This is a genomic window from Xanthomonas sp. D-99, from assembly GCF_017746145.1.
GTDB classification, from domain to species: Bacteria; Pseudomonadota; Gammaproteobacteria; order Xanthomonadales; family Xanthomonadaceae; genus Xanthomonas; species Xanthomonas cissicola.
The window spans coordinates 1-19,655 of record NZ_JAGHWU010000024.1 but is presented as its reverse complement, the minus strand read 5'-3'; the positions used below and the strand labels follow the sequence as shown (position 1 = coordinate 19,655).

General features: G+C 66.4%; 17 protein-coding genes. 9 read left to right on the top strand and 8 right to left on the bottom strand.

Annotated elements, in window-relative coordinates:
- The first annotated feature begins 23 nt into the window (after positions 1 to 23).
- A complete protein-coding gene (gene tssA, locus J7360_RS11595) occupies positions 24 to 1,067 on the top strand; it encodes a type VI secretion system protein TssA (RefSeq protein ID WP_057661048.1) in 1,044 nt (347 codons plus the stop codon).
- A 310-nt stretch (positions 1,068 to 1,377) separates the two neighbouring features.
- Here tssA and J7360_RS11590 read toward each other — a convergent pair whose 3' ends face one another.
- The gene (locus J7360_RS11590) at positions 1,378 to 1,668 is read right to left on the bottom strand and encodes a DUF2782 domain-containing protein (protein WP_003487371.1); all 291 of its coding nucleotides are present in this window, start codon (positions 1,666 to 1,668) and stop codon (positions 1,378 to 1,380) included.
- 76 nt (positions 1,669 to 1,744) lie between these two features.
- On the opposite strand from J7360_RS11590, the gene polA reads away from it, so the two are divergent.
- The gene (polA, locus tag J7360_RS11585) at positions 1,745 to 4,549 is read left to right on the top strand and encodes a DNA polymerase I (RefSeq protein ID WP_057661028.1); all 2,805 of its coding nucleotides are present in this window, start codon (positions 1,745 to 1,747) and stop codon (positions 4,547 to 4,549) included.
- A gap of 838 nt (positions 4,550 to 5,387) precedes the next feature.
- Here polA and hemF read toward each other — a convergent pair.
- The 4 genes from hemF to J7360_RS11565 form a co-directional block, all read right to left on the bottom strand.
- Entirely contained in the window at positions 5,388 to 6,287 is a 900-nt protein-coding gene (gene hemF, locus J7360_RS11580) for an oxygen-dependent coproporphyrinogen oxidase (RefSeq protein ID WP_022560294.1), read from the bottom strand.
- Between the two features lie 436 nt (positions 6,288 to 6,723).
- Entirely contained in the window at positions 6,724 to 7,290 is a 567-nt protein-coding gene (locus J7360_RS11575) for a hypothetical protein (RefSeq protein ID WP_057661030.1), read from the bottom strand.
- Positions 7,287 to 8,003 (bottom strand): hypothetical protein, encoded by a 717-nt coding sequence (locus J7360_RS11570; protein WP_042676029.1) that lies wholly within the window; start codon positions 8,001 to 8,003, stop codon positions 7,287 to 7,289. The genes J7360_RS11575 and J7360_RS11570 overlap by 4 nt, the downstream gene beginning before the upstream one ends.
- 392 nt (positions 8,004 to 8,395) lie before the next feature.
- Positions 8,396 to 10,756 (bottom strand): S9 family peptidase, encoded by a 2,361-nt coding sequence (locus J7360_RS11565; protein ID WP_057661034.1) that lies wholly within the window; start codon positions 10,754 to 10,756, stop codon positions 8,396 to 8,398.
- 572 nt (positions 10,757 to 11,328) lie between these two features.
- On the opposite strand from J7360_RS11565, the gene J7360_RS11560 reads away from it, so the two are divergent.
- On the top strand, positions 11,329 to 12,672 hold the full coding sequence (locus J7360_RS11560) for an AMP-binding protein (RefSeq protein ID WP_007967068.1): 1,344 nt from the start codon (positions 11,329 to 11,331) through the stop codon (positions 12,670 to 12,672).
- A 48-nt stretch (positions 12,673 to 12,720) separates the two neighbouring features.
- Here J7360_RS11560 and J7360_RS11555 read toward each other — a convergent pair whose 3' ends face one another.
- From J7360_RS11555 to J7360_RS11545, 3 genes are all read right to left on the bottom strand, one after another.
- Positions 12,721 to 13,065, bottom strand: coding sequence for a hypothetical protein (locus tag J7360_RS11555; protein WP_057661036.1), 345 nt, complete (start codon positions 13,063 to 13,065; stop codon positions 12,721 to 12,723).
- Between the two features lie 199 nt (positions 13,066 to 13,264).
- Entirely contained in the window at positions 13,265 to 14,272 is a 1,008-nt protein-coding gene (locus J7360_RS11550; protein ID WP_022560288.1) for a pteridine-dependent dioxygenase, read from the bottom strand.
- Positions 14,269 to 15,618 (bottom strand): NAD(P)/FAD-dependent oxidoreductase, encoded by a 1,350-nt coding sequence (locus J7360_RS11545; RefSeq protein WP_033481140.1) that lies wholly within the window; start codon positions 15,616 to 15,618, stop codon positions 14,269 to 14,271. Before J7360_RS11545 ends, J7360_RS11550 begins: the two co-directional genes overlap by 4 nt.
- Positions 15,619 to 15,917: 299 nt before the next feature.
- Between J7360_RS11545 and xanC the strand changes: the two genes are divergently transcribed.
- The 6 genes from xanC (at position 15,918) to J7360_RS11515 (ending at position 19,552) form a co-directional block, all read left to right on the top strand.
- On the top strand, positions 15,918 to 16,187 hold the full coding sequence (xanC, locus tag J7360_RS11540; protein WP_005914783.1) for a xanthomonadin biosynthesis acyl carrier protein XanC: 270 nt from the start codon (positions 15,918 to 15,920) through the stop codon (positions 16,185 to 16,187).
- A gap of 37 nt (positions 16,188 to 16,224) precedes the next feature.
- Complete coding sequence (locus tag J7360_RS11535) at positions 16,225 to 16,908, top strand: ketosynthase (RefSeq protein ID WP_161797554.1); 684 nt, start codon at positions 16,225 to 16,227, stop codon at positions 16,906 to 16,908.
- A 53-nt stretch (positions 16,909 to 16,961) separates the two neighbouring features.
- Positions 16,962 to 17,711 carry a lysophospholipid acyltransferase family protein gene (locus tag J7360_RS11530; RefSeq protein ID WP_005914786.1) on the top strand — a complete coding sequence of 250 codons (750 nt, stop codon included), beginning with the start codon at positions 16,962 to 16,964 and terminating at the stop codon, positions 17,709 to 17,711.
- 71 nt (positions 17,712 to 17,782) lie between these two features.
- On the top strand, positions 17,783 to 18,010 hold the full coding sequence (locus J7360_RS11525; RefSeq protein ID WP_202988577.1) for a hypothetical protein: 228 nt from the start codon (positions 17,783 to 17,785) through the stop codon (positions 18,008 to 18,010).
- Positions 18,007 to 18,981, top strand: a complete 975-nt coding sequence (locus tag J7360_RS11520; protein ID WP_057661039.1) for an acyltransferase — start codon at positions 18,007 to 18,009, stop codon at positions 18,979 to 18,981. The genes J7360_RS11525 and J7360_RS11520 overlap by 4 nt, the downstream gene beginning before the upstream one ends.
- Entirely contained in the window at positions 18,905 to 19,552 is a 648-nt protein-coding gene (locus J7360_RS11515; protein WP_057661050.1) for a LolA-related protein, read from the top strand. The genes J7360_RS11520 and J7360_RS11515 overlap by 77 nt, the downstream gene beginning before the upstream one ends.
- Positions 19,553 to 19,655 lie beyond the last annotated feature (103 nt).

The following is a 19,655-nucleotide window of genomic DNA, read 5'->3' as shown; positions in this document are numbered from 1 at the left end:
GCTCCCCCGATGGAGGCCGTGCCATGCAAGACGACAGTTCCCTGGAGACCCTGCTGACGCCGCTCGGCGACGACGCCCCGGCCGGACCGGATCTGGAATACGACCCGGAGTTCCTGCGCCTGGAGCGCGAATCGGCGGTCCGCGCCGAGCGCGCGCTGGGCGAGAGCGTCATCGCCGCCGAAGAACCGGACTGGGACAAGGTACAGGCGCTGGCGCTGGACCTGTGCCGGCGTAGCCGCGACCTGCGCGTGGCCGGCAGGCTCGGCGCCGCCTGGCTGCGCCTGCGCGGCCTGCCGGGCTGGGCCGATGCGCTGGCGTTGATCCATGGCCTGCTTGAGCGCCATTGGGACAGCGTGCATCCGCAGCTGGATGCCGACGACGACAACGACCCGACCTCGCGCATCAATGCGCTGGTTGGCCTCAGCGACCCGATGGGCCTGCTCGGCGCGCTGCGCACCACCGCGTTCGTGCAGTCGCCGCGGCTGGGCCGCTTCAGTCTGCGCGATCTGCGCGTGGCCAATGGCAGCATCAGGCTGCCCGACGGCCAGAGCGGCCCCAGCCTGGCCGAGATCGAAGCCTGCTGCCAGGACTGCACGCCGGAAACGCTGGCCACCTCTGCCCAGGCCATTACCGAAGCGCTGCGGCAGGCGCGGGCGATCGATGCGCTGCTGAGCGAGCGCGTCGGCACGGCCGCCCCCGACTTGCGCCCGCTACTGACCGACCTGCGCGATCTGGAGCGCTTCGTGCTGCCGCACTGGCAAGCGTGGCAGGGCATCTTGGCGGTCACCGAAGACGGCGAGCAGGCTGCCGGCGAAGGCCATGCCGTCGCCACGGCAACCAACGCCACGCGCCGCAACGACGAGATCGCCGGCCCCGATGATGTGAAGCGGCGGCTGGAAGAGATCTGCGCCTATTACGCCCGGCACGAACCATCCAGCCCGGTACCGATGCTGCTGCGCCGCGCGCAACGCCTGGTCGGCGCCGATTTCCTGGCCCTGATGAAGGAGCTGGCCCCGGCCGGCATCGACGAACTGCAACGCGTCACCGGCCCGCTGGAAGACAGCTGACGCTGCGCAAGCGCCCGGCAGGCCGAGCAAGCTGACCAGCTGGTGCACCGGACCGGGCGGAGAAAGCCGAGCGGTGCGCCAACAGGAAGAACGCTGAGCCACACGCCCAGCCGTGCCGTCACCGCAAAACAGCAGAACTGGCGGCGCACGACGCCGGCATGCGAAGAACGGTACCCAGGCCTCTGTCAGCCATCTCGACAAGCAACGCCGCAACGCACCTAACCCACCAAGGCAGAGATCAAAAACAGAGCCACGCAACGTCTCCGACCCGCGGCCCCTGCTTTACGAATCCCCAATCCTCAATCCCGAATCACCAGCTATACAGCTGCCAATACACCTTGTTGACCTTGTCCCTTTCCGCGTCGGTATGCCCGTCGTGGTCGCGGTCGTACAGGAAGTAGGGCGCCCCGCGCGCCGGCGTCACCCGCACCATTTCCAGCTGACCGTTGACGCGGTATTCGTCGACCTTGTCGCCGTTGCCCATGGTCTTGCTGGTGACATCGGCACCAGCCGGGATATCGCCACCGGCGCGGTCGCCGCCGCTGGTGGCACAGCCGCCGAGCAGCAAGAACGGCAGCAGCAAAAGACGTGCTTTGTTCATTGTCGTGATCCGTATTGAGCGTCGGCAAGTATGCGCTGGCGCGGTGTGCCCTGGGCGTGCAGCGTAGAATTGGGTCATGAGCAGATTAGTCCTGATCGACGGGTCCAGTTACCTGTATCGCGCGTTCCACGCGCTTCCGCCGCTGACCAATGCGCAGGGCGAGCCCACCGGCGCCTTGTTCGGCGTGGTCAACATGCTGCGCGCCACCTTGAAGGAGCGCCCGGCCTACATCGCCTTCGTGGTGGATGCGCCCGGTAAAACCTTCCGTGATGACTTGTATGCCGACTACAAGGCCAACCGACCGTCGATGCCCGACGACCTGCGCGCGCAGGTGCAGCCGATGTGCGACATCGTGCATGCGCTGGGCATCGACATCCTGCGTATCGACGGCGTGGAAGCCGACGATGTGATCGGCACGCTGGCCCTGCAGGGCGCCGCCGATGGCCTGGCCGTCACCATCTCCACCGGCGACAAGGACTTCGCCCAGCTGGTGCGCCCGGGCATCGAACTGGTCAACACCATGAGCGGCAGCCGCATGGATTCGGACGCGGCGGTGGTCGCCAAGTTCGGCGTGCGGCCCGAGCAGATCGTCGACCTGCTGGCGCTGATGGGCGACACCGTCGACAACGTGCCCGGCGTGGAAAAGTGCGGCCCCAAGACCGCCGCCAAATGGCTGGCCGAATACGACTCGCTCGATGGCGTCATCGCCAATGCCGACAAGATCAAGGGCAAGATCGGCGACAACCTGCGCGCCGCGTTGCCACGGCTGCCGCTCAACCGCGCGCTGGTCACCATCAAGACCGATGTCACCCTGGCCAGCGGCCCGCGCGCGCTGGACCTGCGCGAGCCCAACGCCGAGGCGCTGGCGGTGCTGTACGCCCGCTACGGTTTCACCCAGGCGCTGCGCGAACTCGGTGGTGCGGCCGCCGCCCAGGCGGGCCTGCTGGCCGAGCCGGTGGCGCTGGGCGCTGCTGCTGCCACTGCGCGCACCGAGCCGGGCCGCGCGCGCGGCACCGGCTTCGTCTCCGGCCCCGTCAACGCCGCGGTGGATCTGGATCCGTCGCTGTCGGCGCCCGGCCAGTACGACACCATCCTGACCCAGGAGCAGCTCGACAGCTGGATCGCGCGGCTGCGTGCCGCCGGCCAGTTCGCCTTCGATACCGAAACCGACAGCCTGGACCCGCTGCAAGCCGATTTGATCGGCCTGAGCGTGGCCGCCGAGCCCGGCCAGGCGGCGTACCTGCCGTTCGGCCACAACTTCCCCGGTGCCCCGGTCCAGCTCGACCGCACCCAGGCGCTGGCGCAACTGGCCCCGCTGCTGACCGACCCTGCGGTGCGCAAGCTCGGCCAGCACGGCAAGTACGACCTGCACGTGATGCGCCGGCATGGCGTGGAGCTGGCCGGCTACGCCGACGACACCTTGCTGGAGAGCTTCGTGCTCAATTCCGGCAGCGCCCGCCACGACATGGACAGCCTGGCCAAGCGCTATCTCGGCTACGACACCGTCAAGTACGAAGACGTCTGCGGCAAGGGCGCCAAGCAGATCCCGTTCGCCCAGATCAGCCTGGAAGACGCCACCCGCTACGCCGCCGAAGACGCCGACATCACCTTGCGCCTGCATCGCGTGCTCGGCCCCCGCCTGACCAGCGAACCGGGCCTGGAGCGCGTCTACCGCGACATCGAAATGCCGCTGGTGGACGTGCTGGCCCGCATCGAAGCCAACGGAGTGTGCGTGGATGCGGCCGAACTGCGCCGCCAGAGCGCGGACCTGTCCAAGCGCATGCTCGCCGCCCAGCAGAAAGCCACCGAGCTGGCCGGGCGCACCTTCAACCTGGATTCGCCCAAGCAGCTGCAGGCCCTGCTGTTCGACGAGCTCAAGCTCCCTGCCGTGGTCAAGACGCCCAAGGGCCAGCCCTCGACCAACGAAGAGGCGCTGGAAGCCATCGCCGACCAGCACGAGCTGCCGCGGGTCATCCTGGAATACCGTGGCCTGACCAAGCTGCGCAGCACCTACACCGACAAGCTGCCGGAGATGATCCACCCGCAGTCCGGGCGCGTGCACACCAGCTACCACCAGGCCGGTGCCGCCACCGGGCGGCTGTCCTCCTCGGATCCGAACCTGCAGAACATCCCGATCCGCACCGAAGACGGCCGCCGCATTCGCCGCGCCTTCGTCGCACCGCCCGGACGCAAGCTGATCGCCTGCGACTATTCGCAGATCGAGCTGCGCATCATGGCGCACCTGTCCGGCGACCCCGGGCTGGTGGGTGCGTTCGAGTCCGGCGCCGACGTGCATCGCGCCACGGCCGCCGAAGTATTCGGCCGCACCATCGACACCGTCAGCGCTGACGAACGCCGCGCTGCCAAGGCGATCAACTTCGGCCTGATGTATGGCATGAGCGCCTTTGGCCTGGCCCGCCAGCTCGGTATCGGCCGCGGCGAGGCGCAGGATTACATTGCGCTGTACTTCAGCCGTTACCCGGGCGTGCGCGACTTCATGGAAACCACCCGCCAGCAGGCGCGCGACAAGGGCTATGTGGAAACCGTGTTCGGCCGCAGGTTGTACCTGGATTTCATCAATGCCGGCAGTCAGGGCCAGCGTGCCGGTGCCGAGCGCGCCGCCATCAACGCGCCGATGCAGGGCACCGCTGCGGACATCATCAAGCGCGCGATGGTCAACGTGGATGGCTGGATCGCCGACCACGCGCAACGCGCGAAGATGATTTTGCAGGTGCACGACGAACTGGTGTTCGAAGCCGACGTCGATTTCGTCGACACGCTGCTGAGCGAGGTCACCACGCGCATGACGGGCGCTGCTGAATTACGCGTGCCGCTCGTGGTCGATTCGGGCGTTGGCGATAATTGGGACCAGGCGCATTGATGCGGTGAATGGCGGATATGCTGAATACGCAGATCAGCAATAATCCGTTCCAAACATAATGTGAATTCAGCTGAGTTAATGGAATGAATACCCCCTAAATTCTACATTTTTTTAACAGTCATCTTCACGATCCATCAATGTGGAAAATGTTGTTATATCCCTCGACGGGCGCAACGCCTGTCGGCAGATCTCTCCCATCCCCTGGAGCAGATCTCGGAGCGGAAACTCCTCCCCAAGTTTCCGTTCCCTGGCCCCGCCGACCTCCCCCTGGTCTGCGGGGCTTTTTTATTTGTGTTTTCCCACTATGCGCAAGCGCTGCAGCGTTAACTGCGATGCGGCAGGTGCCTCGGTTCGTGCAGGTGCGTGGCTTGTAGCTACACCAGTCAGAGCCCCGTGCAGGCAACGCATTCGCTTGGCGTCGAGCTCCAATGCATGCCGCATTGCAGCGTAAATGCCCGCTCAATCGTCAGGTGCGGCGATGCAGAGGGCATGCTGCGACCTCGGGACGAGGCCATGCTGCCCATTCAGTTTATAGACGGGCCGCGCGGGTATTCATTTATCGGTTTGCGATTGCTGCATGTGCGCGCTTGCCATGCACGCTGCCGATACCGCCAATGGTTGGCGAGTTTCATTCTGCTGAGGGACCGGCCGCCGTCGCGTCGCGCAATCCGCGCCTGTGCGGCCGCTGTCGCCGGGCGGCATGGCGCACCGATGACACGCAGTCGATCGAACCGTCAGCAGGCAACGCACCTGCTCGCGATGCGCTGTAACGTGTCCGACAGTGCCGCCGTCTGCCTGGACGTCCGCCTGGACGCCGCGCCTTACAGCGGCGTTTCGTTCAACCCAGCCAGTCCCGCGGGATCAGGTAATCGGCCAGGCGCGCTTCGGCGCTGCCTGGCTCCGGCGTAAAGCCGTACTCCCAGCGCACCCGCGGCGGCAGACTCATCAGGATGCTCTCGGCACGCCCACCGCTTTGCAGACCGAACAGGGTGCCGCGGTCGTAGACCAGATTGAATTCCACGTAGCGCCCACGACGGTACAGCTGAAACTCGCGTTCGCGCTCGCCGTAGGGTGTGTCCTTGCGGCGCTCGACGATCGGCAGGTAGGCGTCCAGAAAGCCATCGCCCACGGCACGCTGGTAGGCAAAGTCGCGCTCGAAGTCCTGACCCAGATCGTCGAAGAACAGCCCGCCCACGCCACGCGTTTCGTTGCGGTGGCGCAGGAAAAAATATTCGTCGCACCAACGCTTGTGCGCGGCATAGCGCTCTTGGCCAAACGGCACGCACAGCGCCTGCGCAACGCGATGCCAGTGCTGCACGTCTTCATCGAAGGGATAGAACGGGGTCAGGTCGAAGCCACCACCAAACCAGGCGGCTACCACCTCGCCATCGCGCTCGGCGCGGAAGTAGCGCACGTTCATGTGCGTGGTCGGGATAGACGGATTGTGCGGATGAAACACCAACGAGACGCCGCATGCACGCCAGGTCGCACCGGCAAGCTCGGGCCGGTGCGCACTGGCCGACGGCGGCAGGCGCGTACCGGACACGTCCGAAAAACCGATGCCGGCCTGCTCGAACACCGCGCCATCGCGCAGGATGCGGGTCCGGCCACCGCCGCCTTCTTCGCGCTTCCAAAGATCCTCGGCGAATCGTGCCTTGCCGTCGGCAGCTTCCACAGCGGCGCAGATCCGGTCCTGCAGGTCGGTCAGATAATCGCGTACACGGTCGAATTCGTTCATGTCCCAATTCTAAGCCGTGCACTCCGCGCGGTGCATCCCGCGCAAGCGCGCCCGTTTGTCGCAGTGCGATGCGGGGATGAGGGCGCAGTGATCACTGCTGGGCAGTGACAGTCGAGTTGGTCGGTGCGCAACATTCCAGCGCGGCAACCAACAATCCGCCCACCGTGCGAGGTGGTGTTTTCGTTTCTCAACAAGACCACCAGCAAACTGTCTGGCGAGAGCGCGGCTCCCTCAAGTGTCCTCGCCGCAAGGATGGGTGCACTGCGTGTGCCGCGAGCGATGCGGGCGCCGTACAGTCGACCCGGGCTTGAAGATAGCCAGGCCACCGCCCACGCAAGCGCTCAGTTTTTGATGGGCAACTGGCGAGCGAGGCGTATCTCGTCGCAAGGCAGCTGATCTGCTGCAGGCTGCAGCATCCCTGCCTGCTCCCAAGTCACTACGGTTGCAAAAACTCCGCGCGGACAGCGGGCGTGCACAACCGCCATGCCAGGACCGCATGCACGCAGCCGATCGCCAGCGCACCCAGGCCGGTGAGGACCAATGCCATCTGCTGGGTGGCCTGCAAACGTGCCTGCATCTGCGGCCATTCCGGGCTTTGCAGCACATCGGCGGGCAGCAGCGTCTGCACGCCGTCGAACAATGGCCCGATCAACGCCAGTCCGCCGAAATTGAGCACTCCGGTCCCCAGCAACACCGCCACGAAGCCAAGCCGCGCCCACTCGCGCCGCTGCAGCAGCGCCCAACTCAACCAGCAGAACGCAGCCGAGAGCACCGCGCCGGCGAGGGATAAGGACAGCGCGTGATCGATCAGCCATTGCCAGGAGTGGGGCAGGGTGATGCCTGCGGGCAGCCCTAGCGATGCCGCACCTGGCGTCAGTGCGATCATTGCGATCTGCACCAGATTGGCCAGCACGCTGACCACCCCCAGCAACAGGGAAACCCACGCCAACGGAGTGACGAAGCCACCGCGCTGCCGCGCCGATGCTGGCTGGACGGTGCTCATTGCAGCGATGCGATGTGGGCAGCCACCATCGCCTGCCCGGGGGGATCCAGCGCCGGTTGCAGTTGCGCGTACCACTCGGGCACTGCATCGGCTGGCAGGCATTGGCGCAACAGCGGCGTGCTGCGCTCAAGAAAGGCTTCGAGAAACGGCAGCCCGCGCACGTACAGGAAGTGGCTGTCGGTGATGGACATGCCGGCGTATGCCTCGCGCAACCATTCCAGATGCGGCAGCGCGTGCGCCCCATGGCCGGCGCGGGTGAGCGCGGTGAGGAAGCTGGTACGCGCGGTCGCGGGCGAGGTGGACCGCTCCTGCGCGTTGAGATCGTCGAAGGTCAGCAACCACTGCTCGCCCTGCGCGATCTCGTTGCACATCACCGAGGTGGTTGCCAACTGCAGTGCGTTGTGTGCGCTGGGCTCCAGCTCGTACAGCGCCAGCCAGTACGGATAGGCTTCGCGATAGCGGTCCAGCGCGCTCAACGACAGCGCGCACAGGCGCTGCGCATCGGCGCCAAGGTGGAGCTGGGTCTGCGCAGCGTTGTAGGCGCCGACATGGTCGCCGCGCTGAAACGCGCTTAGCGACGGCTGCAGTGCGGGGTCGATCTCGGCCCCCGCTTCCGAGGCGTCTGCGGCAGCGGCAGGCGCTGCCGTCGGTGCTGTGCGCGGCGTGTTTGCCGCAGTGCTCTTGCGTCCAAACAAACGGTCCCACAGGCCCATCGCTTCTTCCTTCCCCGCGCCCGTGGTGAGTGGAAGCGCCATCATGCCGGCGGCGCACCGGTCATGCGGCGGACCGGTGCAGCAACGCGCGCGCAGCGATGGCGCGTTACCGGTCCTGCGCCAAGCTTAGAGCCACTTGCGTAGCAACAGGTGAGTGCGAACCAACCGACGCGCCGGTGTGGTGTGCCTGCGCACGTGCTGCGTTGTCGATCCCGCTCGCAGCGTCGTCGCTGCGGATGGCTGCATCAGGAACGTTGTGCGCCGTTGGTCGGGGCGGATCGTGACTGCGAGCTGGCCTGACCCCGACGTCTGTGTGCAACACGCGCAAAGCACGAGCCCTGCGCGTGTCGTCCGCTTTCATCCAGGGACAGACACGCGCAGTTTCGCCGGCTTTAGGGTTTCACCTGCTCGTTGAACAGTTTGAGGATGCGCTTGTACTCGTCCAGCCATGAATCGGCACGCGTAAAGCCGTGGCGTTCCAGTGGATAAGGCGCCACCTGCCAGTTGTCCTTGTGCAGCTCCATCAACTTCTGCGTCATGTCCACCGAATCCTTGAAGAACACGTTGTCGTCGATCATGCCGTGCGCGATGAGCAGATGGTCGCGCAAGCCCTGGGCGTAGTTGATCGGCGAGGACGTCTTGTAGGCCTCCGGATCGAGCTCGGGCGTGTTGAGGATGTTGGAGGTGTACTCGTGGTTGTACTGCATCCAGTCGCCGACCGGACGCAGCGCCGCCCCGGCCTTGAACGTGCCAGGGCTGCGGAACAGCGCCATGTAGGTCATGAAGCCGCCGTACGAGCCGCCATAGATGCCGACGCGTGCGCGATCGCCCTGCTTGGTGGCGACCAGCCAGTCCAGGCCATCCAGATAATCTTCCAGCTCGGGGTGGCCCATGTTGCGATAGATCGCCGTGCGCCAATCGCGGCCGTAGCCTTCGGAGGCGCGATAGTCCAGGTCCAGCACGATGTAGCCCTGCTGCACCAGCAGGTTGTGGAACATCTGCTCGCGGAAATACGGGGTGTAGCGTTCGGAGACATTCTGCAGATACCCGGCGCCGTGCACGAACATCACGATCGGATACTGCTTGCCCGGCTCCGGCGTCTTGGGGCCGTAATACTTGCCCCACACCGTGCCGGCACCATGTTTGGAAGGCACCTGCACGTACTGCGGCGCAATCCACGGCTGCGCCTTGAAGGCCGGCGTGCGCGTGTCGGTGAGCACGGTGGCCTGGCCACCTGCGGCCGGCACCACCGCCAGTTGCGTCGGCAGATAACTGCCGGAGTAGCGCACCAGCAACTGCTGCCCGTTGGGCGACAGGCTGTAGCCTTCCACGCCGTTCAACGCAGTGATCTCGGTGAGTTGATCGTTGCGCAGATCGAGCTTGCAGACTTCGTAATCGCCCGGCCATTTCTGATTGCACAGGAAGAACATGCCGCTGCCATCGGCGCTGGGCACCGGCATCGACACTTCCCACTTGCCGCGCGTGCGCTGACGCGGCTTGCCGTCGCCTTCCACGGTGTACAGCTGCGAATAGCCGGATTCTTCCGACAGCAGCCACAGCGTGCGATTGTCGGGCAGCCATCCGAAATCGTTGAAGTCCCAATTGATCCAGGCGCTATCGCTGAGGCGGTGACGTGGCTGCAGCCTGGCGTTGTCCAGGTCCACGCTGGCGATCCAGCGGTCCTTGTTGTCCACCGCGCGAATTTCCACCGCCACGTTACGGCCGTCATCGCTCCAATGCACGGCCGGGCCGCTGCCGTCGCCATCGCTTTCCACACGCACCGCGCGGTTACCCTTGAGGGCGTCGCGCTTGGCCGTCTTGCGCAATGCGGCCAGCGGGTCGGTGGAAATGCCTGGCAGTGGGTCGAAAGACAGCGTTTTGGCCGTGCCCGCGCCGACATCCACCAGCCACAGCGCATGCGCTGCCGGTGCATTGCGGCCGACACGTGTACGCACTTCCTGGAATTCTTCGTAACCGGATTCGGTCACGTATTTGGGCATCTTGCCGGCCTGACCTTCGTCGGCGCTCTTGGCCTGTGTGACCACCAGCAGATGGCGGCCGTCCGGCGACAACGCGCTGTCGACGATCTCCACCTCATCGCCCAGATACACCGGCGCTGCCGCACGCGTGGCATCGGCGCGGCGCCAGGCATCTTCCTGCGTGCGTAGCGCGTCGCGTTGCTCCTTGTCGCGGCGCAAGGTGGCCAGCGTCGCCAGTTGCTGCTCGCGCAGCACATCGGCCTTGGGGGCGGCGTTGGGGTCGCGCTCGGCCTTGACCACCGCCACCTGCGCGGTGCCGCCATCGGCACGCCAGTGGTACCAGTTGTTGCCCGCGCGCCAGATCGCACCGCCGTCGCTGGCGAACTGCGGACGCGATTCGATCTCGTTGCTGCGGGTCAGCTGGGTCAGTGCACCTGTGCGCAGATCGCGCAGGAAGATGTCGCCGTTACGTGCGAACAGCATGCGCTGGCGGGTGGCATCGTAACTGGGGTTTGCCGCATCCAGGCCGGCGCGTGCGGTGTCTGCCACACGTTCGGCAGTGCCACCGCCGGTGCCCTGGCGATAGGTGTCGCGCACCGGGCTGCCATCGCGCTTGAGCAGGTATTGCACCTGTTTGCCGTCCCATTGCCACCAGGCCTGGTCCACCGCCGGCCCGATCCAGTCCGGGTCGGCCATCGCCTGTTCGATGGTGAGCGGGGCGGCGGACTGTGCATGTGCAGCGGTGGCCACCAGCAGAAGGGTCAACGGCAACAATCTAGGCATCGGACACGGCGGGACGCAAAGGAGAGCGCGCAAGCCTAGCAGTTCGCCTGCGCAGCAGGCTTGGGCCACAGGTCATGCGTGCGTGGCTGCATGCAGCCTCCGATCGCATCTGCTAGCGCGCGATGAGCGGGCGCGACCATGATCGAGCGCTGCGCAAGGCATGCAGTTGCAGAGCAAGCGCAGCAAGGTAGGACGCGACAGCAAAATGAATACTTCAACTCCACGGCACCGGTAAAGCCGCGCGCGACTGACAAGCGCAGACGAGCGTAGCGAAAATCTCGCGTGGAAAACCCACCTGCGCCGCCGCGCCGCACGACTGCCATCCACACCTGCAGCCACCGGCATATCGCAACGCCCAGCGCAAGCAAACACGGGTGAAGACCCGCCGAGCGCAGAGAGGATGGTTGCCGTGCCGCACAAGGCGCGCGGTACACGCAACTTGCCCGTCCCCACATGCCACGCCCTGGTGGCGATCAACTCCGCGTGCCGCAGAGGAAAACCCCCGACTTGCCAGCAGCGCAGGTGGCGGCCAAGCTAGCGCGCTTTTGCGACCGTCGGTTTCCATGTCCAGCCTGCCTGCTCCCGCTGTTTCCCATCCGATGGCTGTTGGTGCGCCCGCCCGTCCGCTGGCCTGGCGCGCGGGGCAGTCGGTCGATCTGGCGACCTTCATCGCACACGTGCACGGCCTGGCGCAGCAGCTGCCCGAGGGCAGCCATGCGGTGAATCTGTGCGAAGACCGCTACCGTTTCATGGTGGCGTTCTATGCGTGTGCGCTGCGCGGGCAGGTCTCGCTGCTGCCGTCTTCGCGCGCGCCGGCGGTCGTGGGCGAAGTGCAGGCGCGTTACGCCGATACCTATTGTCTGGGCGATCTGACGCTGGAGCTGGCGCCGCCGCGGTATTGGCAGCTGCCGGCCGAGTTGCCGCAGGCCCAGGGTCCGATTCCGCAGCTGGCCGACGATGCGCTGGTGGCGATCGGTTTCACCTCCGGCAGCACGGGCAGCCCGCAACCCAACCCCAAGACATGGGGCAGTTTTTTGACCAGCACGCGCCAGGATCTGGTCGCGCTGCAAAGCCTGTGGACGCACACCGATGCCGTCCCGCACGTGGTCGCCACGGTGCCGCCGCAGCACATGTACGGCATGGAGTTGTCGGTGCTGCTGCCGATGGTGACCACGCTGGCAGTGCACGCAGGGCGCCCGTTCTTCCCGGACGATGTGGCACGTGCGCTGGCCGATATTCCCGCGCCGCGTGTCTTGGTGACCACGCCGGTGCATCTGCGTGCGTTGGTCGAATCCGGCGTGGCGCTGCCGCCGCTGGCCGGTATCGTGTCGGCCACCGCGCCGCTGGCGCCGGAGATCGCCGCTGCCGCCGAAGCGCGTTTCGGCGGCGAGGTGCGCGAGATGTTCGGCTCCACCGAAACCTGCGTGTTCGCCGTGCGCCGTACGGCGCTGGAAGCGGCGTGGACGCCCTTGCCCGGCGTGCGCCTGGAAACCCAGGCTGCGGGCACGCTGGTGCATGCGCCGCATCTGGCCACGCCGGTGCTGCTGGCCGACATGATGGACGTGGCCGACGACGGCCGCTTCCAGGTGCGCGGCCGCCAGGCCGACCTGCTGGAAATCGCCGGAAAACGCGCATCGCTGGCCGATCTCACCCGGCGCCTGCTCGCCATTCCCGGTGTCATCGACGGGACCATCGTGCAGCTCGCGCCCGATCCCGGCCAGGCGGTCGGGCGGATCGCCGCGCTGGTGGTCGCCCCCACCCTCGACGAAGCGCAGGTGCTGGCCGCACTGCGCGTCAGCGTGGACCCGGTGTTCCTGCCGCGCCGCCTGCGCAAACTCGCCGCCCTGCCGCGCAACGAAACCGGCAAGCTGCCGCGCGATGTGGTGCTGGGATTGCTCAACGGCTGAGCGTGAACAGCCGCGTGCGCGCGTCGTCGGGCGCTGCCTCTGTCAGGATCAGCTTGGCGATGGATGGCTGCAGACATAGCGCGAAAAACGTGCCAGCAAGCGCGTTTGCTGCAGGGCTTCGAGCGTTGCTTCCACCTGGCAGCTCAGGCCATTGCGGTCGGCGCAGCGAGTTGCCGCAGTATTCGCCGCCTCCAGCCGTGTGCGGGTGCGTGGGCGCAACTGCGCTTCAAAGGTTTCTTGCGCAAAATCCAGATCGCCGGGCGTGACCGACCTGGCCTGTCTGCCAGGGCACAGGCTGTCGGTCTGCGTCGCGAAGGTTTCGAACGACTGGCCGACTAGCAATTGGGGGGCGGCTGGAACGGACGCCGCCAATACGATCGCAAGCAACAACATGGTCGGCCTCTGCGCGCAATGCTGAGAGGCCAGCTTAGAAGCAGCGGTGTGCCGGCATTTGTCAGCGGCTGTCTAACGCTTTCGACAAGCGGTGTTGAACACGCACAGCGCAGGAGTGCCTGCGTCACGTCGCCCGCATCGCGCCATCCGTTGGCACTGCTCAAGCGATCGCCGCAGATGGCCTCCGCGGCAGGTGGCATCACCCATGCACCCCATCGATCTCCACCGCCAGCTCATCGCGGCAGATCACCGCGTGCAGCAGCAGGCGCGGGACCGCATCGCCGAAGCGGGCGTCCAGTGCCTGCGCAACCCTGGGCAGGTCCTCGCGCTCGCGTACATAGACCTTCAGGCGGGTGCCGGCGCCGAACTGCGCGGGTAACGCAGGTGCCTGCTGACGCGCGGCGCCGAGCAGGGCGTCGAAGTTGGCGAAGGTTTCTTCCAGCTGCGCCAGCAATTGGCCGGTGTGCATCGAGGCGTGGCCGACCACGGCAGCGGTGCCTGACAGCAGCAACGGCATGTCGCTGCCGGCCGGCGGCAGCATGGCACGGGCGAAACTCGGTGACTGCGGACCGTACTGACGCGGGTAGTGGTAGGCACTGACCTGACGCGGGTTTTCCAGCGGCGTGCCGGCATTGGCGGCGGCCAGCCAGTAGATCTGGATGATGCGCTCGGCATCGCAACGGCCCACGGCGGTGGCGGCCGGTAACTGCGCGGTGTCGAATGCGCCCAACCCGCGTGCACGGCCAACGCAGAACTGCCGGTAACGTTCGCGGTCGCCGCTACCCAGGGTGATGGCGTCCAGGTAATTCCAGATCCGCAGCAACCGTGGCGTCTGGCTGTTGCTGACGAAGGCGGTGATTTCCGCATACGCCCTGGCGGCGGCTTCTTCGATATCGACATCCTGCTCGTCGATCTCGATCACGCCGAACTGCAGGTGCCCATCGCTGGACCAGGCGATGTTGCCATCGCGGCCGCTGCTCACCGGCGCATCGGTGCGCCACACTTCCAGCACGCTGGCCTGGTACGGCTGCAGCGGCACGCGCAGATAGCGCGAGTCGTGCAGGCGCGGCGCCGCATCGCCGAAGCCGAACACGGCCAGCACCTGCGGATCGGTCAGCAGCACGGCAGGGTCGGTCTGGTCGACATAGTCGACCTGCAGCCGGGGATGGCGCACGGCGTGCGTGGTCTGGGCCTGGGAAGCGGTCATTGAGCGTCTCGTTGTTGCGTGTCGCGTTGCAAGGTGTCGCCGTCGAAGCCGAGCTTGGCCTGACGCCGGCGATGGCGCCACGACTGCCAGGCGCGCGGCATCATCGACAAGGTGGTGAGTGCGTACAAGGCGCGAAAGGCGCGCAGGCGGATGCGGACTTTGGGGGCATCGAACACGTCGCCGGCCAGCATCGCGACCACCGCCTGTTCCACCTGCCAGGTGTTTTGCGGCTGCGCGAACAAGGCGCGCATGGTGGGCGAGGTGAAGCGGTAGATGAACCACTTGAATTCATCCACGCCGCGCGTCAGTTCGCGCTGCAGCGCGCGCTGCAGTTTCGCCTCCGACTGCGGTGCGCGCAGTGCCGCATCCACCATCGCTGCGCCACGTTCGGCGCCGTGCATGGCCAGGAACACGCCAGAGGAGAACATCGGGTCGACGAAGGTGTAGGCATCGCCCAGCATCAACCAGCGCGGCCCGGCCATGCGCGTGCATTCGTAGGCGTAATTGCCGGTGGCATGCACCGGCGCCACGCGCTCGGCGCCGAGCATGCGCGCGTTGAGTTCGGCATTGAGCGCCAGCGTGCGCATCAAGAAGCCCTCGCTGTCGCCCTGGCGGGTCTTCATGTAGTCCGGGTAGCAGACCGCGCCCACGCTCATGATGTCCTCCGGCAGCGGAATCAGCCACATCCAGCCATGCGCATGCCGGTAGATGCTGATGTTGCCGGCATCTTCGCCCGGGCGTCGTGCCACGCCGCGGAAATGGCTGAACAAGGCGGCCGACTGATGCGTTGCATTGGCGCGTTTGAGCTTGAGGCGGTTGCCCAGAAAGGTGTCGCGGCCGCTGGCATCGAGCAGATAGCGCGGGCGGAACTGCTGCACGCCACCATCTGTCGTGCGTGCCTGCAGCACCGGGTGCTCGCCGTCGAAGGCGACCTGCTCCACGCAGACCTGCTCGCGTGCATCCACGCCCATCGCACGCGCACGTTGGAACAGCACATGGTCGAATTGCGCACGCGGCACCTGGAAGGCGAAATCGGCCTTGGCATCGAGCGCGTGCGAAAAACGGAACGTGTTGTAGCCGCCGCTGTCGTTGGGAAAATCCGCCCCACGCTTCAGCACGCCGATGGCACGCACGTCTTCCAGCACGCCGAGGCGTTCAAGAATCGGCATGTTCATCGGCAGCAAGGATTCGCCGATATGAAAGCGCGGGTGCTGCGCCTTCTCAAGCAGGGTAACGGACCAACCGAGCTCGGCAAGTGCGATGGCCGCGGTGCAGCCAGCCGGGCCGCCGCCGACGATCAGGACATCCGGACACTCCGGTCCGGGAGCCGGCCCGGCTGCCGGCATGGCGGTCGGGGTGAGGCGAACAGCGGTGGAAGTCATCCTGGAACGAACCTGCGGCGGGCGAGCGTCATGCAGTCATGATAGCCTGCCCGGCGGCCCGGCCAGCTGTGGCCCGCCGATCCATATGTGAAGAACGACGGCAGCAGGCAGGCACCGGCCAGCCGCGCGGCAGATGCTCGGATTGGCAGCGGCGGCAACGTACACTACGGCCCGACGCGACGCCCATGCCTGCCGATGGTCGCCCGCGCTGCTCTTGCTTGTTCTCACTCTTGTTGCCCGACCCTGACCTGTGGAAATCCTGGATGTCCTCGCAAACCGCTGCCGAACGTGAACTGGCCGAACTCCTGGTCGAAAGTCTGAACCTGGAAGACGTCCAACCCGCCGACATCGATCCGGAGGCGCCGTTGTTCAATACCGGGCTGGGGCTGGACTCGATCGACGCACTGGAACTGGCGCTGGCGATCAGCAAGCGCTACGGCTTCCAGCTGCGCTCGGACAACGACGAAAACCGTCGCATCTTCGCGTCGCTGCGCGCACTGTCGGCGCATGTCCAAGCCAACAAGACCGTCTGATCTGCCAACTGCGCCATCCCCCGACGCACCCGCGTGGGTGCTGGGGCTGGGCGTTCTGCTGGCGGTGGCGTATTCGCCGCTGGCGCATTGGGCCAATGCCAGTCACCGCCCGGAATTGGCCGTCATCGCCGGTGGTTTGCTGGTGCTGATGGTGTTGATCGAACCGATGGTTGCGCGCCGGCCCTGGGCCTGGGCGTTGGCGCTGCTGCTGCTTGCCGGGCTGGGCGCGCTGTGGCATTCGCCGTATGCGATGTTGGTGCTGGCGGCGCCGCCGGTGGTGTTTACCGGGTGGGTGGCCTGGTTTTTCGGGCGCAGCCTGCGGGCCGGGCGCACGCCGCTGATCACGCGCATTGTCGAAGGCCTGTACGGCCAGGCCGGCATGCCGATCACGCCCGAACAACGCCGCTACACGCGCCGCCTCACGCTGGCCTGGGCGCTGCTGCTGTGCGGCCTGACCCTGGCCAATCTGGTGCTGGGGCTGTGCGCCGAGCCCAGCGGCGTGCTCGCGCAGCTGGGTCATGCCTCGCCGCTGCCGATCAGCGACGCGCGCGCCTCGTTGTTCGCCAATCTGCTCGCCTATGGGGTGATTGGCGGCTTCTTCGTTGGGGAATATCTATTGCGCGGTCGCTGGTTTCCACAGCGCCCCTATCGTAATCTGCCAGACTTCTTGCGTCAGATGGCGCGGCTCGGGCCGGATTTCTGGCGCGATCTGCTGCGCTGAGTGCGTGGCCTGGGGCAGCGACGGACGTGCATATTTTCGGGGACAAGACAAAAATGCCGTTGGCAAGGATGCCGTCGCGCCTGGCGTGGGCTGTGTTCAACCTGTTGCAATTGGCGTTCACGCTGGCCTTTACCGCTGGCGGAATCGTCTATGCATTGGTCGTGCTGGCGATCACCCGCGATGCCGACCGTCTGCTGCGCATGGGCAGCTGGATGTGGTCGCCGGTGCTGTTCCGTGGTGCGGGCGCCACCGTCATCGTGGAAGGGCGCGAGCGGGTGGATTGGTCCAAGAACTATCTGTTCGTGAGCAACCACCAGTCGATCATCGACATCTGTGCGCTGTTCCATGCCTTGCCGGTACCGCTGCGCTTTTTGCTCAAGCAAGAAATGCGCAAGGTGCCGTTCGTGAACTGGTATGCGCATGCCGCCGGCATGCTGTTTCTGGACCGCGACAGCCGCAGGGCCGGGGCGCTGGTGCGGCGCCAGGCTGCCGCACTGCTGCGCGAGGGCAAACAGTTGTGTCTGTTTCCCGAAGGCACGCGCAGCCGTACCGGCGCATTGTTGCCATTCAAGGCCGGACTACTGCAGGCCGCTATCGATGCTGGTGTGCAGGTGGTTCCAGTGGCGCTGGATGGCTGCGGCAAGGTCTTGCCGGTCGATGGCCTGTTCAGGGTGAGGCCGGGCATCATTCGCGTGCGGATCGGTGCGCCGATCGCGGTGACCGGGCCGGATGCGCCGGATCGCCAACAATTGACCGAGCAGGCACACAAGGCCGTGGCTGCAATGCTTCAACCCAGGATCTGAGTTCCACGCTTATGGATTTCGTTGTGCCGCATGATCATCCCTGCCTGCCCGGACATTTCCCGGGCCATCCCGTGGTGCCTGGCGTGGTCGTGCTCGACCATGTGCTGCAGGCAGTGGAAGCCCTGCATGGTCCGCGCGCGGCCATGCGCCTGCCGCAGGTGAAGTTCGTGCAGCCGTTGCTGCCCGGCCAGACCGCCTCGGTCACGCTGGAAGGCGATGGCCCGCGCTGGCGCTTCCGCGTGCAGCGCGCCGAGGCGTTGCTGGTCAGCGGCGAACTGGTGGCCGAGGCAGCGCCATGAGCAAGCATTGGAAACAGCGTCCGGAAGGTGGCGGGCGCTTTGCGTTGTGGCTGATCCGCGGCATTGCACGGCACGCCGGGCGTGCGGTGGGGCGTGCGCTGCTGTATCCGATCACGCTGTACTTCCTGCTGGTGCGTGGCCCGGAGCGCGCCGCCTCGCGTGCCTATCTGGCGCGGGTGCTGGGCCGCCCGGCTTCGCTGCGCGATGTGGCGCGGCACATCCATACCTTCGCCTCGACCATCCTGGACCGGGTGTACATGCTGTGCGGGCAGATGCAGCGCTTCCGCGTGGACATCACCGGCCTGGATCAACTGCACACGCAAATGGATCGCGGCCGCGGCGTGCTGATCTTCGGCTCGCACCTGGGCAGCTTCGATGCGCTGCGCGTGCTGGCCACCGAGCGCCCGGACGTGCAGGTCAAGGTGGTGCTGGACAAGGCGCACAACCGCGCCATGACCGACCTGCTGGGGGCGCTCAACCCGCAGCTGGCCGCCAACATCATCGACGCCGGCATGGATGCGACCTCGATCGTCATGGCGATCAAGGAAGCCACCGATGCCGGTGCGCTGGTGGCGCTGCTGATCGATCGCCCGAGCGAAGGCGACCCGGCGCTGCCGGCGATGTTCCTTGGCCGCAATGCGATGTTCCCGACCTCGCCGTGGCTGATCGCCGCGGCGCTCAAGGTGCCGGTGGTACTGGCGTTCGGCCTGTATCACGGCGGCAATCACTACGAGCTGGCGTTCGAAACCTTCAGCGAAGGCCTGGACGTGCCGCGTCGTCAGCGCGCCCCGGTGCTGGCGGTACTCATGCGCGATTACGCTGCCAGGCTGGAACATTACACCTGCTACGCGCCGTACAACTGGTTCAACTTCTACGATTTCTGGAACACCCACCATGCCGATGTGCCGCACCCTGCCGTGGATGCTGATACTGCTGTTCAGCGCCGCACCGCTATGCGCCGCACCGCCTGAGACGCTGGACGTCGGGCGGGTGCTGCAGCGCCTGGCGCGCCCCGCACCGGTCAGCACCGACTTCGTCGAATTGCGCGGCTCGGCCTTGCTGAAGACGCCGTTGCGCGTGGAGGGCCACTACCGTCGCCCGGACGCGCAGACGCTGGTGCGCGAGGTCAGTGCGCCATACCGCGAAACCACCACGCTGACCGGCGACGAAGGCGTGCTGGAACGCGAAGGCAAGTCGCCACGCCGTTTCTCGTTGAGCCGGGTGCCCGAGCTGGCTGGCTTGAAGTCCGGTTTCGGCGCGTTGCTGTCCGGCGACCGCGCGCTGCTGGAGCAGCACTACCGCGTCAGTGGGCAGGGCCAGCCACAGGCCTGGCAGCTGACCCTGCAGCCCAAGGACGCCGCCGTGGCCAGGCAGGTGCACGAATTGCGCCTGTACGGACGCAACGACGAACTGCGGTGTATCGAAAGCGTGCCCGCCAAGGGCGACATGCAGCGCACGCTGCTGGGCGCTGCGGCACGCGAAGCGACCGGCATCATCGATGCCAACGCGCTGACCACGCTTTGCCACGGTTCGGGCGCGTGACCGCGCGCGGGATGGTGGCGCCGATCGTCTCTGAAAACATCACACCCTTCGCAGCTGAAGAGCGCACATCGCCGATGACGACCGATGCCGCGCGCGCGGCCGG

Bases quoted from the DNA above. Each gene is read 5' to 3' on its own strand.
- tssA (WP_057661048.1), top strand. From the start codon at position 24: ATGCAAGACGACAGTTCCCTGGAGACCCTGCTGACGCCGCTCGGCGAC.
- hemF (WP_022560294.1), bottom strand. From the start codon at position 6,287: ATGAACGAATTCGACCGTGTACGCGATTATCTGACCGACCTGCAGGAC.
- J7360_RS11575 (WP_057661030.1), bottom strand. From the start codon at position 7,290: ATGAGCACCGTCCAGCCAGCATCGGCGCGGCAGCGCGGTGGCTTCGTC.
- J7360_RS11520 (WP_057661039.1), top strand. From the start codon at position 18,007: ATGAGCAAGCATTGGAAACAGCGTCCGGAAGGTGGCGGGCGCTTTGCG.
- J7360_RS11570 (WP_042676029.1), bottom strand. From the start codon at position 8,003: ATGGGCCTGTGGGACCGTTTGTTTGGACGCAAGAGCACTGCGGCAAAC.
- J7360_RS11515 (WP_057661050.1), top strand. From the start codon at position 18,905: ATGCCGATGTGCCGCACCCTGCCGTGGATGCTGATACTGCTGTTCAGC.
- J7360_RS11560 (WP_007967068.1), top strand. From the start codon at position 11,329: ATGTCCAGCCTGCCTGCTCCCGCTGTTTCCCATCCGATGGCTGTTGGT.
- J7360_RS11530 (WP_005914786.1), top strand. From the start codon at position 16,962: ATGCCGTTGGCAAGGATGCCGTCGCGCCTGGCGTGGGCTGTGTTCAAC.
- J7360_RS11555 (WP_057661036.1), bottom strand. From the start codon at position 13,065: ATGTTGTTGCTTGCGATCGTATTGGCGGCGTCCGTTCCAGCCGCCCCC.
- xanC (WP_005914783.1), top strand. From the start codon at position 15,918: ATGTCCTCGCAAACCGCTGCCGAACGTGAACTGGCCGAACTCCTGGTC.
- J7360_RS11590 (WP_003487371.1), bottom strand. From the start codon at position 1,668: ATGAACAAAGCACGTCTTTTGCTGCTGCCGTTCTTGCTGCTCGGCGGC.
- J7360_RS11550 (WP_022560288.1), bottom strand. From the start codon at position 14,272: ATGACCGCTTCCCAGGCCCAGACCACGCACGCCGTGCGCCATCCCCGG.
- polA (WP_057661028.1), top strand. From the start codon at position 1,745: ATGAGCAGATTAGTCCTGATCGACGGGTCCAGTTACCTGTATCGCGCG.
- J7360_RS11545 (WP_033481140.1), bottom strand. From the start codon at position 15,618: ATGCCGGCAGCCGGGCCGGCTCCCGGACCGGAGTGTCCGGATGTCCTG.